We start from the raw sequence: 15048 nt of genomic DNA on the forward strand, positions 1-15048 counted from the left end.
GCATGCATTACACCGGCTGGCTCTATGAGAACGGCCAGGCTGGCCGCAAGTTCGACTCGAGCAAGGACCGCAACGACCCGTTCGTGTTCCCGCTGGGCGCCGGCCACGTCATCCGCGGCTGGGATGAAGGCGTGCAAGGCATGAAGGTGGGCGGCACGCGCCGCCTGGTGATCCCGGCCGATCTGGGCTACGGCGCGCGCGGCGCGGGCGGCGTGATTCCGCCGAACGCCACGCTGCTGTTCGAAGTGGAACTGCTGGCGGTCTGATCGCCTTGGCGCCGCCCCGGCGGCGCTCACCGGCATCCCATCCCGCGCGGATGGGCACAAGCAAGAGGGGCGCCCGCGGGCGCCCCTCTTGCATTCCGGCCCGTGCGTTCAGAAACTGATCGCCGCGCTGCTCACRTCGACCCGCACCTTGTCACGGTCCAGCAGGCGCGCGGCATGGCGCGCATAGTCCTGGGCCCAGGCGGCATCGCTGGCGAAACGCTGCTCGCCGGAGAACTTGGCCACGCTCAGGATCTTGTCGATCACCAGCACCTTGCCCACCGGGCTGGAAGCCTGGCAATCGAGTTCGGCATATTCGCGGTCGAACCAGCGCCAGCCAGCGTCCTCGGTAACCGCCGCCAGCTCGGCGTCGCCAATCGTGAAGCCAAATTCCTTGCCGGTACCGAAAACTACCGTGAGCGTGCGCGCCATAGCCTGATCTCCTGGTTGATGCCACATTGTAAAGACATAGCGGCCGGTACCGCCACCTCGCCCTGGCAGATTGGCCGGCCAAGGGTACCTGCCGAATCTCGGCATGACCGTTGTCTATCGCATACAACCAGCCGGAGCTTGCAGAGATTTCTGCACGCCATGTGGTTTCCCTGCCGCCTGCCGCGCGGCTTTGGATTATGCTTGCACCATGGCCATCACCCGACAAGATCTCGAAACGGATCGGCTGCGTGATTCACTTTGCAGCACGCCGGTGGCTTCCTCGCTACTTCCCGAAGAAGCTTTCGAACGCTCGCTACGCGCTACGCTGGACCAGCGGCCGGATACGCCCGGGCTGGCAGGCGATGTCTGGGTGTTCGGCTACGGCTCGCTGATCTGGAACCCGATGGTGATTCACACGGACCGCCGGCTGGCCAGCGTGCACGGGTACCATCGCGGCTTCTACCTGTATTCGCGCATCAATCGCGGCACCTGGGACAACCCCGGCCTGGTGCTCGGCCTGGACCGTGGCGGTTCTTGCCAGGGCGTCGTCTTCCGCATCCCCCATCACATGATCGAGCAGGAGTTCCGCCTGCTGTGGCGCCGCGAGATGCTCACCGGCGCCTATCATCCGCGCTGGCTCAACATAAAGATGAACGGTTGCCCGCCGCAGCGCGCGCTGGCCTTCGTGATGAACCGCTCGCATGAGGCCTATGCCGGGCGCCTGCCCGACGACAGCGTGGTCGCGCGCCTGCGTCACGCCTGCGGCCTCTACGGGCCGGCGCGCGAATATCTGCAGCAGACGCTGCTGGGCCTTGCCACCAACGGCGTCGACGATCCCTACCTTGGCCGGTTATGGCGCCGGCTGCAGGATACGGATGCCACGGCCGCACAGGCTGTCAGCGAAACCGCCTGATCCGGGAGCCACCAGGATGCCGCGCACTTCCGCCCGCCCCCGCCGACTGGTGCTTGCCGAAGTGTTGGGACTGACCGGCCTGCTAATGGGCGGTGCGCTGCTGGCCGGCCCCGGCGGAACGAGCCTGGCGGCGCGCCCCGCCGGCGGCGGCCCGGCCCAGGCCTCGCCGCGCTCGCACGCGCAAGGCGCCGGCTCCGCCACCACCGCGCACGATAGCGTGGGCGGGCTCGACCGCAACCTGATCGCGGCAGCGACGCTGGGCGACCTCGAACTGGTCAAGCGCTTGCTGGCGGCCGGCGCTTCGGCCCAGGCCACCGACGAACGCGGCCGCAGCGCCCTGCTGGTGGCGGTCTATAGCCGGCACACCGAAGTGGCGAAGGCGCTGGTGGCGGCTGGCGCCGACGTCAACCGCAAGGACATCGAATCCAACAGCCCCTTCCTGCTGGCCGCGGCCACCGGGCAGCTTGAAATGGTACAGCTGGCGCTCACGCATGGCGCCGACCTCACCAGCACCGACATCAACGACAGCACCGCCCTGATCGTGGCCTGCGAGCATGGCAATACCGAAGTGGTGAAGGTGTTGCTGAAGGCTGGCGTCGCGGTCGACCATGTCAACCGCCAGGGCTGGACCGCCCTGCTGGAAACCATCGTCATGGGCGATGGCAGCGCGCGCTATGAAGACACGGTGCAGTTGCTGCTCGACGCTGGCGCGGACGCCAACCTTCCCGACCGCGACGGCACCTCGCCGACCCGCCACGCGCGCGAGCGCAGCTACAAGACCATGGTGAAGATGCTGGTGCGCGTGCGCGGGCACTGATGTACCCGCGCACGCCGCGCCGGTTTGCCCCCGGGGCGTGCCCGAGGCGTAGCGCCATGGGGTCAGGCCGCAGCCGGCTGGGATCCCGCGTTGCGAGCATTCTCGCTTTCCTGCAACGCGCGCCACATCACCTTGCCGGTGCCCGACTTGGGCAGCGCGTCGACGAACTCCACCACGCGCGGGTACTTGTAGGCCGCCATATTCTCCTTGGCCCACTCGATGATGTCCTCGGGCGTGGTCTTGCCCCTGGCATGCGTCTTTAGCACCACCACCGCCTTCACCGTTTCACCGCGGTAGGCGTCGCGCGTGCCGATGATGCAGGCCTCCTGCACATCGGGATGCTTGTACAGCAGGTTCTCGACCTCGGCCGGCCACACCTTGAAGCCCGACGCATTGATCATGCGCTTGAGCCGGTCGGTGAGGAAGTAGTAGCCCTCCTCGTCCATGCGGCCCAGGTCGCCGGTGCGGAAGAAGGTCTTGCCCTCGAATTCGATAAAGGCATCGCGCGTGGCATCCGGCTTGCGCCAGTAGCCCTTGAACACCTGCGGGCCGCACACGATGATCTCGCCGACCTCATTGACCGCCACCTCCTTGAGCGTGACCGGGTCGATCACGCGCGCGTCGGTATTGAAGCTTGGCACGCCGAGGCACTGCAGCTTGGGCCGGTCGCCCGGGTTGCTGTGGGTCGGGGCCATGGTCTCGGACAACCCGTAGCCTTCAATGTAGTTCAGGCCGAACTGCTGCTTCAGGCGCTCGGCCACCGCCTGCGGCATCGCCGCGCCGCCGCCGCCGATATAGCGCAGGCTCGACAGGTCGAACTGGTCGAGATTCGGGCTGCCCAGGAAGTCGATGACCATGGTCGGGATGTTGGTCCAGTGCGTGACCTGGTAGCGCGAGATCAGCCGGCCCGCGACTTCACGGTCCCAGCGCGGCAGCATGACCACGGTGGCGCCGCTATAGATCGGGCCGTTCATGCCGTACTGCATGCCGGTCACGTGGAACAGCGGCAGCACCGACAGGATCGTCGACTCCGCGCCGCTGCCGCTCCAGATGCCACCCCCGACCACGTTATGCATGACGGACCGGTGGGTATGGATGCAACCCTTGGGGAAACCGGTGGTGCCCGAGGTATAGGGCATCACCGCCATGTCGTCCGGGCCGGCGGTATGCGGTCCGGGCACCAGTTGCGCGGCGAGCGCTTCGGCCCACGGCGTAGCGCCGGCGGGCAGCGGATGCTGGGTGGTCAGCCAGGCCGCCGGGGCGTCTTCCGGGTTTTCGTAGCTGGCCGGCAGCGCATCGCTGTATTGCGTGACCAGCAGATGCTGCAGGCGCTCACCGGCCGGCAGCTCGGCGTTGGCCTGCTCGGCCCCGCCGGCGAGATCCGCGCTGCAGATCGCCACGGTAGCCTGCGCATCGCTGATGTAATGCTTGAATTCCTCGGTACGGTTCATCGGGTTCACCGGCACGACCACGGCGTCAGCGCGCAGGATCGCGTAGTAGGCAATGATGAATTGTGGACAGTTCTGCATGTAGAGCAGCACCCGGTCGCCCTTCTTCACGCCCGACTTTTGCTGCAGCCAGCCCGCCACTGCGCTGGCCTGGGCTTCCAGCGCCCGGAACGTGATGGCGTTACCGAAATACCGGATGGCTGCCTTGTCGGGGTAGCGCTGCGCGGAGACCACCAGGTTGTACCAGAGCGAGGTCTCCGGCAGCACGATCTCGGTGGGCGCGCGCTTGGGCCAGAACTGGAAATGCGGGCGCGCGGGCTGGGTGGTCTGCATAAGGGTCTCCTGTGCGGTCTGTCCGACCTGGTCTTGGAATGCAAGTGAAGCAATGAATCAAGGAATATAACCGAACGACCGTTCTATTTTCAATCCATCGCTTACCCTTGCCCATCGTTGCTTCGATGGGCCACGGTTGCAATCGGCGGGTCCCGCCCCAAAATGCGGGAGGTCGGCGCGCAAGGCGCGTCATTGCGCGTTTTCCCTCGCGGCCCCGCCGCGGGTGTGCCACTTTCGAGACTAAGCCATGAGTGACGTAACCCTGCAGAATTTCGAGACGGACGTGATCGAGACGTCGCGCCACATCCCGGTGCTGGTGGATTTCTGGGCGCCCTGGTGCGGTCCTTGCCGCACCCTCGGGCCGATGCTGGAAAAGCTCGAAGGGGAAGCCGCCGGCAAATGGCGGCTGGCCAAGGTGAACGTGGATGAAAACCAGGAACTGGCGGCACATTTCGGCGTGCGCAGCATTCCACACGTGGTGGCATTTGCCGACGGCAAGGCGGCCGACCAGTTCACCGGCGTGCTGCCCGAGTCCGGCCTGCGTGAGTTTATTGCCCGCGTGATGCCCGATCCGGGCCAGGTGGCCCTGCGCGCGGCGCTCGACCATGCCGCCGTGGGCGACCGCGACGCCGCCAGGTCAGCCTTCCAGGCGGCGCTGGCATTCGATCCCGGCTTTGACGCGGCTCGCCTCGAGTACATCGGCTTCCTGCTTGACGAGGACACCCTGGACCAGGCCCAGGCGGAGTTCGGCATGCTGTCGCCGGGCGCGGCCCAGGAGGACGGTTACGCGGCATTGCGCACCCGGATCGAGGCCATGCGCGGCGTCTCCGACCTGCCCGACGCAGCCACGCTGGAGGCCCGCGTCGCCGCCGCGCCCGGCGACCTGCGGGCGCGGCTGGACCTGGCCCGCGCGCTGATCGCACATCGGCAATACGAGAAAGCGCTGGAACAGCTGCTGGCCATCGTGCGGACGGACCGCACCTTCGAGGACGATATCGGGCGCACGGCAATGCTGTCGGTATTCACGCTGATGAGCGACCAGCCCGAAGCGGTTGCGCGCTGGCGCCGGCTGCTGGCCTCGGCGCTCAATTAAACTGCCGGGTGCGTGCGGCGGGCCGGGCCCGCCGCCTTACTTGGCCCTGCCGCCCCTGTTCGCCTTGATCCTGTTCTCGCCGTGACTGCTTCCCCGCCCCGCCTGACCGATTTCCAGACCGCCCCCGAACCGCTGCCCAGCCACGACCGGCCGCGCCCCGACCGGCTGGTCGCCGGCAACCCGGACCGCACCACCTGGACGCACTACAGCGCCAGCCAGGGGGATTTCGACTGCGGTATCTGGGCTTGCGAGCCAGGCGCCTGGCGCATTGCCTTCCCGGCGGGCAAAGAGGAATTCTTCCATGTCATCAGCGGACGCCTGCGCATCAGCGACGACGCCGGCAATGCCCGCGAATTCGGCCCCGGCGACGCCTGCGTGATCCCGGCAGGCTTCACCGGCCTGTTCGAGGTGCTCGAAGCGGTGCGCAAGCACTTTGTCGTGCTGGACCGCGCGGCTGCCAAGGCAGACTAGGCCACCTGCCCGGACGGTGCCTCGATCAGCGTGAAGCCGTTCTCGCGCATGTGGCTGACCATCATCGCGTCCATGCCCTTCACATGCTGGTCGAACCAGCCCGGTAGTTCCGACAGCAGGCGCCGGCCGAGCGCCAGGTCTCCCTGCGCCACTTTCTCGCGTACCGCGCCAGCCACCGCCAGCACCTGCTGGTGCTCGCCGCGATGGCAATGCTGCGGGCCGAAGGCCATCGCCTCCATCCACGCTTCCTCCTGTCCGAAATGATGGCGGGTGTGATCGATCCACTCGTCCAGCGCCGCCAGGAAACGGGCATCGTCCGCGCGCGTGGCGGCATCCAGCAGTTGCACGAATTCGGCGTGGGTGGCGTCGGTCACCGGCTCGCCCAGCAGCAGGTCGGAGGCCAGGGTGGCGGTGCTTGGGGAGGAGGAATCGGTCATATCGAGAGGACAAAAGCGCGCAAACCGCAAGGATACCGAATCCACGCAGGGCGGGGCTGATCCAGGACAAATCGCTGCGCGGCGGGGGCAGCCCGCGCCCGCGGGTTATGCTGACGGCTGGCTCTTTCCTCTCACCAGGCTGCGCCCTGGCTTCCCATGCCCCGACTGCTCTTCTTCTGCGGCCATGCCGGCACCGGCAAGACCACACTGGCCCACCGCCTGATCGGCCCGCTGATGCAGGCCACCGGCGAGCCCTTCTGCCTGCTCGACAAGGACACGCTTTATGGCGCCTACAGCGCCGCGGCGATGGGCGCCTTGACCGGCGACCCGAACGACCGCGACAGCCCCACCTACCTCAAGCACCTGCGCAATGCCGAATACCACGGCCTGCTCGATACCGCGCGCGAGAATCTCGCGCTGGGCATCAGTGTGATCGTCGTGGGTCCGCTATCGCGCGAGGTGCGCGACCATCTGCTGCACGACACCGACTGGCTGCGCGTGCCCGCCGGCACCAGGGTACGCACGCTGTGGGTGCACCTGCCGGAAGACGAGGCCCGCGCCCGCATCGTGCGGCGCGGCAACCCCAACGACGCCTACAAGCTGGCGCACTGGGACGACTACCGCACGCGGCGCTTCATGCCCGCACCGGAGCAGTACCCCGAACTGGCCTACTTCGACAACACCGCGCCGGGCGAGGCCGAACTGGCCGCCCTGCTGGCGCGCCTTGCGGCGTGACGCGAGACCTCAGTCGGGCGCCGTGAGGGCGGCCAGCACACTCGAAGCCGCCACCATCCCGAACACCGCGGTCACCGCCACCGAGGAGCCAAAGCCGGAGCAGGCCAGTCCCTGCGGGCCGGCTGGCGGCGCGGTTGGCGCGGCCGGCGCGCCTTCCGGGGCCTCGTCGATCTCGCAGGACTGCTGTTCGGGCTCGGGATAGCGCAAGGGCTCGTCCGAGTAGACCGCGTCGATGCCGAACTTTCTCTTGGGATTGCGCGGCCAGCCCCAGTCCTTGCGCAGGCTGGAACGCACCTTGGCCAGCAGCGGGTCCTGGACGGTGCGTGAGAAATCGACGACGCGGATACGGGTCGGGTCGAGCTGGCCGCCGGCACCGCCGCAGGTAATGATGCGCCGGCCCTCGCGGCGCGCCCAGCCCAGCATGGCAATCTTGACCTTGACCGAGTCGATCGCGTCGATGATGTAGTCGTACCCGCCAAGCAGTTCCACGACATTGTCCGGGGTAACGAAATCGTCAACCTGCATGACCTGGCAGCGCGGGTTGATCTGCACCATGCGCTCGGCCATGGCCTGCACCTTGGCGCGCCCATAGGCATCGCCCAGCGCGTGGATCTGGCGGTTGGTATTGGATAGCGCGATATGGTCGAGATCGATCAGCGTGACGCGGCCGACCGCGTTGCGCGCCAGCGCCTCGGCCGCCCAGCTGCCCACCCCGCCGATGCCGACCACGCAGACGTTCGCCGCCTCCAGCCGCGCCAGGCCCTCCGCGCCATACAGGCGCGCCACGCCGCCGAAACGGCGGTGGTAGTCGTCGTCCTCCGGGCTCTCGTGGGTAAGGGCCGGCGGCAGTTGCGCCAGTTCCGGCGGGACGGAGGTTTCCGGGACGAGGTTGCTCATTTCTTGCTCGAAGCTTGCTGGTTTTGAAGAGAGACTGGGGGGAAAAGCGCGCATTGAGGCACCTTGTCAGCCAAGCGCCGACAGGAGAACGGGGCGCGCAACTATACAATACCCACAGCCGTGGTTCGACCGCCGCATTGTCTCGCAGACAGCGCGCGGCTGCCCGCGCCAATCAGGAAACCGACCCCATGCCCGTGCGCCGCAAGGCCATTCTCTGGAGTGTACTGACACCGCTGGTGCTCATCGCTGCGCTCGTCGTGGTGATTCTGACCTTCGACTGGAACCGCCTCAAGCCATGGCTTAACCAGAAGGTCTCGGAGGCCATCGGCCGGCCTTTCGCCGTCAACGGCGACCTTACCCTGACCTGGCGCGGCGCCGAGGGCGAAACCGGCTGGCATACCTGGGTGCCCTGGCCGCGCCTTTCCGCGCGCGATATCACCATTGGCAATCCGGAGTGGGCCCGCGAGCCCAACTTCGCCACCGTGCGCGAACTGATCTTCGTGCTGCGCCCGGTGCCGCTGCTCTCCCATCAGATCGCGATTCCCACCATCGTCGTAGACAGTCCCGTAGTCTGGCTGGAGCGGCTGGCGGACCAGCGCAACAACTGGACCTTCGCCACCCCCGCAAGCAAAACGCCTTCGCAGTGGCGGCTGGATATCGGCGAAGTGGCGCTGGCGCGCGGCGATCTCGCCCTGACCGACAAGGCGATGAAGATCGAACTGCAGGCGCGCCTGGACACCATCGGCGACGCGGCCCTCTATGAGAAGACCCGCGACGGCGCGCTGATCGCGCCGCCGGCGTCCGGCGCGGCCGGCACGGGGGCCGCCAGTGCCATCGGCGCATCCGGCCACGCCGGCAGTGCAAGCAGCGCCGGCGGTCCGCGCTACGGCATCCGCTGGAAGGCCACGGGCCGCTACAACGAGACCACCATCAACGCCAGCGGCAAGGCCGGTGCCGTACTGAGCCTGCGCGACGCCAACGTGCCCTTTCCCCTGCAGGCCGATGTCCGGGTCGGCAATACGCGCGCGGTGGTGGAGGGCACGCTGACCAACCCTGCCCACCTCGGTGCGCTGGACATGCACCTGCAACTGTCGGGCGACAATATGGCCAAGCTCTACCCGCTGACCGGCATCGTGCTGCCGAGCACCCCGCCCTACGAAACCCGCGGCCGGCTCGTTGCCACACTGCGCAAGGGCGCATCGGAATACCGCTACGACAAGTTCACCGGCCGCGTCGGCGGCAGCGACCTGAACGGCTCGCTCACGTACACCCAGCGCCAGCCGCGCGCCCTGCTATCCGGCGAGCTGGAATCGAACCAGTTGCGCTTCGAAGACCTGGCTCCGCTGATCGGCGCCGACGCCAAGCCCGGGCAGGCTGCCTCGGACAGCACGGTGCGCCAGCCGGCTGACAAGGCCCTGCCGGTAGCGCCATTCCGCACGGAGCGCTGGGACAGCATCGACGCCGACGTGAAGTTCACGGGCAACCGCATCATCCGCACCACCGACCTGCCGATCACCGACCTCGTCACCCATCTCAAGCTCGACGATGGCGTGCTCACGCTCGACCCGCTGAATTTCGGCGTGGCGGGCGGCAACCTGACGTCGTCGCTGCAACTCGACGGCAAGCGCGAGCCGCTGGCCGCCACCATCGACATGAAGGCGCGCCATCTCCAGCTCAAGCAACTGTTCCCGAAGTTCGAGACAATGCGCGCCAGCATCGGCGAGCTCAACGGCAGCGCCAGACTGAGCGCCACCGGCAACTCGGTGGCCACGCTGCTGGGCACGTCCAATGGCGAAGCCAAGCTGCTGGTGGAGAACGGCACCGTCAGCAAGTTCCTGCTGGAGGCAATGGGCCTGAACGTGGGCAGCGTGGTGATCCGCCAGCTGTTCGGCGACAAGCCGGTGCAGATCAACTGCGGCGTCAGCGATTTCACTTTCACCAAGGGGGTGGCCCGCGCGCGCACCTTCGTCCTCGACACCCAGGACGCGGTGATCGAGACCAGCGGCGCCGTCGACCTCGCCAGCGAGCGGCTTGCGCTCACCGTCCGGCCCGAGTCCAAGGGCCTGCGCATTTTTTCGCTGCGTTCGCCGCTCTACGTGGGCGGCACGCTGAAGAAGCCATCGGTCAGCCCGGACATCGGCGTGCTTGCCTTGCGCGCCGGCGGCGTGGTGGCGCTGGCGCTGGTGGCGCCGGTTGGCGCCGCCATCCTGCCGCTGATCGACCTTTCCACCGCCGACGAGAGCAGCCAATGCGGCAGGCTGCTGGCGGAAATCCGCAAGCGCCCCACCGCGCCGCCGCCCGGCCAGGCCTATCAGGAGCCGGGCACAGGCAGCACAGGCAAGACCGGCCAGAGCGCCGGGCCCCCGCCCTCGCCCGACGCACGGGCCGCGCCCGCCCGGCCAGCGGGTGCGGCGCGCCCCAGCCCACCTCAGCGCGCTACGCCAGAGACTTCCCTGTACCAGGGCGGCTAAGCCGTGCCGGGCTGCCGGCCCGGCGTTGCCTGTCGGCGACACGCGCCCACTGACGAGCATATTCCGCGACGCAATTTCGCAACACTTTGGTGCATAAGCACAGTCTGTCGTTGTATATCGCCCACGCCGCTCGCATAATTAAACAGCCATTTACAACAAAGTCTTCAATACATGGCACGAAGCGGATGTCCGGCGGCGGATTGATTCCGGCGTTGGAGTCCTTCTTGGGTGCGGTTTCGGCCGCACTTGTTTTTTCCGATTTCCTTCCAGCCCCCGCCCCAGCATGACGCCGCTACACGCCACCGTCCCGCCGATCAGTTGCCTGATCGCGCTAACGGTGTGCAACCACGTGGCCTTCAATGCMAGCCGCGTGGTGGTGTCGCTGTTCGCCCTCTCGCTCAAAGCCTCGACCGTCACGCTCGGCATCCTGATGTCGCTGTATGCGCTGCTGCCGATGCTGCTCGCCATCCACGCCGGCAAACGCATCGACGAGATCGGCCCGCGCAAGCCGATGACGGCGGGCTCGCTGATGGTGGCTGCGGGCACGCTGCTGCCGGCGGTGTGGCCGGACATTGCCGCGCTCTATCTCTCCTGCGCGCTGATCGGCGTTGGCTTCATGCTGGTGCAGGTTGCCATGCAGTTGCTGATCGGGCAGATTTCCACCGATGCCACTCGGCTGCGCAATTACACGCTGCACGCGCTGGGCTTGTCGTTCTCCGGCACGCTGGGCCCGGTCGTGATGGGCTACGTGATCGAACACGCAGGCTACCGCCCGGCTTTCTTCGTGCTGGTGGCGGTAGCGGCAATCGGCGTGCTTGGCTTGCACCTGGTGCGCGGACGGCTGCCGGCACAGGGCGGGCGGGCCGCGCGCGGCGCGATCGTGGACGGCACGCGCAACTCCACGCTGAGCCTGCTCGCGCATCCGGAACTGCGCGCGGTCTTTATCGCCAGCGCGGTCCTGTCCGCGGCCTGGGACCTGCACGCCTTCCTGATTCCCATCCAGGGCACCCGGGTCGGCCTCTCGCCCTCGTCGATCGGCTGGGTGCTGGGCGCCTTTGCCATTGCCACCTTTGCCATCCGCGTGGCGATGCCGCTGGTGTCGCGCCGGCTGTCCGAATGGAAGGTGATTCGCGTTGCATTGCTGGTCGGCGCGGTGGCCTACCTGATCTATCCCTTCGTCACCGCGTTCTGGCTGATGTGCTGCCTGGCCTTCCTGCTCGGGCTGGCGCTGGGCAGCGCCCAGCCCAACGTCATGAACATCCTGCATACGGCCTCGCCCACCGGGCGCGCCGGCGAGGCGCTGGGCCTGCGCTCGGCCGTGCTCAATACCAGCCAGGTAGTGTGGCCGCTGACGTTCGGCGTGGTCGGCACGGCGCTTGGCATGTTGCCGATCTTCCTGTCGACGGCCGGCGCGATGGGTGTGGCGGGCTACTACTCGCGCGGCCAGGCCCGCAAGCTGCCTCCGCCGCCGGCCTGAAGCGCAAGCGGCCTCGCCGGCGACTTGCGCGCGCGCAAATGCGGCTTGCTTCGCTTTCGCTATACTCAAAGCAGACAGGCCGCACGCGCAGGGCGCCTGCCCGCGCGCGGCCTGCTGACTCGATACCTGATCCGACATGACCCAACTCGCCGACCTCCGCCGCACCTACGTACTCGGATCGCTGTCCGAATCCGATGTGGCGTCCGATCCCATCAGCCAGTTCCAGCGCTGGTTCGATGAAGCCATCCACGCCAAACTCCCCGAGCCCAATGCCATGACGCTGGCCACCGTCGACGCCGACGGCCAGCCCTCGGCACGCATCGTGCTTCTCAAGGGCATGGACGCAATGGGCTTCACCTTCTTCACCAACTACGAAAGCCGCAAAGGCCTGGACATTGCCGCCAACCCACGCGCGGCGCTGCTGTTCCACTGGGTGCAACTGGAGCGCCAGGTACGCGTGGAAGGTCGCGTTGAAAAAGTTACCGAAACCGAGAGCGATGCCTATTACGCAACACGGCCACTTGGCTCGCGCCTCGGCGCGTGGGCCTCGGAGCAAAGCCGCGAGGTAGCGGACCGCACGATACTGGAGCAGCGCGAAGCGGATTTCCGCGCCAAGTTCGGCGATAACCCGCCGCGCCCGGCGCACTGGGGTGGCTATCGCGTGGTGCCGACCCGGATCGAGTTCTGGCAGGGGCGGCCTTCGCGCCTGCACGACCGGATCGCCTACCGGCTGCAGGCGGATGGTGCCTGGCAGATCGTGCGCCTGTCGCCCTGAACGCGGTGCCGGCCGCCAAGGCCGCGCACTGCACAATATTAAGATTTGTCGTAAAGTGGATAAAGGTCGCCACCGGGAGGCGGCGGCCGCCACGAGCAGGCCCCGCCTGCCCGCTGCTGTGAGTTCGAGGAGTGTGCCGCAACCTGTCAGGAGGGAGGCCGCATGTTTTTCAAGCAAGCACTGGACAAGCAACTGGACCACTGGATCGCCGATCTGCGCGATCGGGCCAATCTCCCTGTCAGGCTGCGCCTGTGGAACGGCAACGAGTATCCGCTCGGCCGCTTCGAGCAGCCGGCGGTGACGCTCACGGTACGCGAGGCGGGCGCGCTACCCCTGCTGCTGACGCCCAGCCTGGATAATCTCGGCGAAGCCTATGTGCAGGAGAAAATCGATCTCGACGGCAAGCTGAGCGACATCATCGCCGTGGCGTACCGTTTCTCGGCGGCCGCCAGCGCACAGGCCGGCGGCGCGCTGGCGCGGGTGGCACGGCACTTCGCGCACACCAAGGCAGCCGATAAAGCCTCCATCCAGTACCACTACGACGTTTCCAATGAGTTCTACCGGCTCTGGCTCGATCCGGGCATGGTCTATTCCTGCGCCTATTTCGAGCATGGCAACGAAGATCTCGCCACCGCGCAGCGCAAGAAGATCGACCACATCCTGACCAAGATCCGGCTGCAGCCAGGCCAGACGCTGCTCGACATCGGCTGCGGCTGGGGCGCGCTGGTGATGCGCGCGGCGGATAAGTTCGGCGCGCGCTGCGTGGGCATCACGCTGTCGCAGAACCAGTTCGACCTGGCCACCGAACGCGTCAGGCAGGCAGGGCTGTCGGACCGCATCGAGATCCGCCTGCAGGATTACCGCGATACCGCCGGCACCTTTGACCGCATCACCAGCGTCGGCATGTTCGAGCATGTGGGCAAGAACAACCTGACCGCTTACTTCAGCCGCATGCGCGATCTGCTGGCCGACGACGGCTACGCCATGAACCATGGCATCACGTCGCCCGATCCCGACAGCGGCGCCACGCCCATGGACGGCTCCGAGTTCATGGATCGCTACGTCTTCCCGCAGGGCGAGCTGCCGCACATCGGCATGGTGCTCAACACGCTGCAGCGCGGGGGCCTGGAGGCCACCGATGTCGAACTGATTCGCGGCCACTACACGCGCACGCTGCGCCACTGGGCGGATAACTTCGAAGCCCAGGGTGATACCATCCGCGCCATGGTGGGCGAAAAGAAGTACCGCATCTGGCGCATCTACCTGGCAGGATGCGGGCATGCCTTCGACACCGAGAAGATGTCGATCTACCAGGTGGTTTGCCACAAGGCCGGCCTGCCGTCGCAGAGCTTGCCCTGGTCGCGTCGCTATATCTACGACAAATCGCTTGACTGAAGCTACTTGACTGAAGACCTGTTCGGCGGCCTGCCGGAGCCAGCGGCGCCGCCCGCTCACGGCACTACCGCAACCAGTGCCAGGGCGAACCCGGCAACGCCTGCCACCAAACCCGCGCGCGGCAAGATCGTGCAGGCGCCGCAGCCGGACCCTGCCCTGCTGGCGCTGGCGGAGCGCCTGCCGGCCGGCCTGCATCTCGGCACGTCGTCATGGTCCTATGGGGGCTGGAACGGGCTGGTCTACCAGGGCGAATACAGCGACAGCCTGCTCTCGCGCAAGGGGCTGGCCGCCTACTCCCAGCATCCCTTGCTGCGGGCCGCCGGCATCGATCGCGGCTTCTATGCACCGATTCCGCTGGCCGACCACGTGGCCTACGCGGCCCAGGTGCCGGCACATTTCCGCTTCCTGGTCAAGGCTCCGGCGAGCGTCTGCGATCCGTGGCTGCGCACGTCCGAGGGTGCGGGCCGGCTCGCCAATGCCAGCTTCCTGGATGCCTCGATCGCCGCGCGGGATTTCGTGGCGCCCGCCACCGCGGGCCTCGACACCAAATGCGGGCCTTTGCTGTTCCAGCTCTCGCCGCTGGGCGCGATGGCCGCGGACAGTGCCGGCTTCCTGTCGCGGCTCGACGCCTTCCTCGGCGCCCTGCCGCCACTCGACCCCGGCGCCACGCCGCACGCCTGCTACGCGGTGGAACTGCGCGACGCCAGCCTGCTCACGCCCCGCTTTATCAAGTTGCTGCGCGCACGCGGCGTACGTTTTTGCCTGTCGGCGCGCGAGCGCATGCCGCCCGCGGAACGGCAATTGCCGGCGCAGGCGCTGATGGACGAAGGTGAGCCCGGTCCCCTGGTGTTGCGCTGGATGCTGCATGCCGGCTTTGCCTATGAGCAGGCCGAATCCCGCTACGCGCCGTTCGACCGGCTGATCGACGAAGACCCGCATACCCGCGCGGTGATCGCGGAGCAGGTGGTACGCACGCTGCGGGCGGGCCAGCCCGCCTACGTGATCGTCAGCAACAAGGCCGAAGGCTCCGCGCCGCTGACCTGCCTGCGCCTGGCCGAAGCGATTGCCGAACGGCTGGCCGGCAGCTAGCC

The 15048-nt window shown here is 67.4% G+C and carries 15 protein-coding genes; 11 read left to right on the forward strand and 4 right to left on the reverse strand.

The window, feature by feature from the left end; translation table 11 throughout:
• The coding region (locus AC1DN0_RS13740) for an FKBP-type peptidyl-prolyl cis-trans isomerase (protein WP_477145786.1) at positions 1–266 on the forward strand (266 nt) is incomplete at its 5' end.
• 108 nt (positions 267–374) lie between these two features.
• Here the strand turns inward: AC1DN0_RS13740 and AC1DN0_RS13745 are convergent.
• Positions 375–695: a hypothetical protein gene (locus tag AC1DN0_RS13745; RefSeq protein ID WP_035864014.1), complete on the reverse strand. Its 321-nt coding sequence runs from the start codon at positions 693–695 to the stop codon at positions 375–377.
• A 208-nt stretch (positions 696–903) separates the two neighbouring features.
• On the opposite strand from AC1DN0_RS13745, the gene AC1DN0_RS13750 reads away from it, so the two are divergent.
• Entirely contained in the window at positions 904–1608 is a 705-nt protein-coding gene (locus tag AC1DN0_RS13750; protein ID WP_441624772.1) for a gamma-glutamylcyclotransferase, read from the forward strand.
• A 16-nt stretch (positions 1609–1624) separates the two neighbouring features.
• Entirely contained in the window at positions 1625–2425 is an 801-nt protein-coding gene (locus AC1DN0_RS13755) for an ankyrin repeat domain-containing protein (RefSeq protein WP_477102308.1), read from the forward strand.
• Positions 2426–2487: 62 nt separating this feature from the next.
• On the opposite strand, the gene AC1DN0_RS13760 is transcribed toward AC1DN0_RS13755, so the two are convergent.
• Entirely contained in the window at positions 2488–4206 is a 1719-nt protein-coding gene (locus AC1DN0_RS13760) for a long-chain fatty acid--CoA ligase (RefSeq protein WP_477111651.1), read from the reverse strand.
• A gap of 247 nt (positions 4207–4453) precedes the next feature.
• On the opposite strand from AC1DN0_RS13760, the gene trxA reads away from it, so the two are divergent.
• Together trxA and AC1DN0_RS13770 are read left to right on the forward strand one after the other, a co-directional pair.
• Complete coding sequence (gene trxA / locus AC1DN0_RS13765) at positions 4454–5299, forward strand: thioredoxin (RefSeq protein ID WP_477111652.1); 846 nt, start codon at positions 4454–4456, stop codon at positions 5297–5299.
• Between the two features lie 81 nt (positions 5300–5380).
• On the forward strand, positions 5381–5770 hold the full coding sequence (locus AC1DN0_RS13770; RefSeq protein WP_045236051.1) for a cupin domain-containing protein: 390 nt from the start codon (positions 5381–5383) through the stop codon (positions 5768–5770).
• Here the strand turns inward: AC1DN0_RS13770 and AC1DN0_RS13775 are convergent.
• A complete protein-coding gene (locus tag AC1DN0_RS13775) occupies positions 5767–6207 on the reverse strand; it encodes a bacteriohemerythrin (RefSeq protein ID WP_441624780.1) in 441 nt (146 codons plus the stop codon). The genes AC1DN0_RS13770 and AC1DN0_RS13775 overlap by 4 nt on opposite strands.
• A gap of 156 nt (positions 6208–6363) precedes the next feature.
• On the opposite strand from AC1DN0_RS13775, the gene AC1DN0_RS13780 reads away from it, so the two are divergent.
• Positions 6364–6942 carry a P-loop nucleotide/nucleoside kinase family protein gene (locus AC1DN0_RS13780; protein ID WP_477111653.1) on the forward strand — a complete coding sequence of 193 codons (579 nt, stop codon included), beginning with the start codon at positions 6364–6366 and terminating at the stop codon, positions 6940–6942.
• Between the two features lie 9 nt (positions 6943–6951).
• On the opposite strand, the gene tcdA is transcribed toward AC1DN0_RS13780, so the two are convergent.
• On the reverse strand, positions 6952–7839 hold the full coding sequence (gene tcdA / locus AC1DN0_RS13785) for a tRNA cyclic N6-threonylcarbamoyladenosine(37) synthase TcdA (protein WP_477111654.1): 888 nt from the start codon (positions 7837–7839) through the stop codon (positions 6952–6954).
• A 188-nt stretch (positions 7840–8027) separates the two neighbouring features.
• On the opposite strand from tcdA, the gene AC1DN0_RS13790 reads away from it, so the two are divergent.
• The 5 genes from AC1DN0_RS13790 to AC1DN0_RS13810 all read left to right on the forward strand — a co-directional run bounded on the left by AC1DN0_RS13790 (position 8028) and on the right by AC1DN0_RS13810 (position 15046).
• Positions 8028–10310: an AsmA family protein gene (locus tag AC1DN0_RS13790; protein ID WP_477111655.1), complete on the forward strand. Its 2283-nt coding sequence runs from the start codon at positions 8028–8030 to the stop codon at positions 10308–10310.
• A gap of 283 nt (positions 10311–10593) precedes the next feature.
• Complete coding sequence (locus AC1DN0_RS13795; RefSeq protein ID WP_477145787.1) at positions 10594–11787, forward strand: MFS transporter; 1194 nt, start codon at positions 10594–10596, stop codon at positions 11785–11787.
• A 136-nt stretch (positions 11788–11923) separates the two neighbouring features.
• Positions 11924–12562 (forward strand): pyridoxamine 5'-phosphate oxidase, encoded by a 639-nt coding sequence (gene pdxH, locus AC1DN0_RS13800; RefSeq protein WP_441624790.1) that lies wholly within the window; start codon positions 11924–11926, stop codon positions 12560–12562.
• 162 nt (positions 12563–12724) lie between these two features.
• Entirely contained in the window at positions 12725–13957 is a 1233-nt protein-coding gene (locus AC1DN0_RS13805) for a class I SAM-dependent methyltransferase (protein WP_441624792.1), read from the forward strand.
• Between the two features lie 6 nt (positions 13958–13963).
• Positions 13964–15046 (forward strand): DUF72 domain-containing protein, encoded by a 1083-nt coding sequence (locus AC1DN0_RS13810; RefSeq protein ID WP_477111656.1) that lies wholly within the window; start codon positions 13964–13966, stop codon positions 15044–15046.
• The last annotated feature ends 2 nt before the right edge of the window (positions 15047–15048 follow it).

Source organism: Cupriavidus sp. 05N39 (assembly GCF_056397325.1).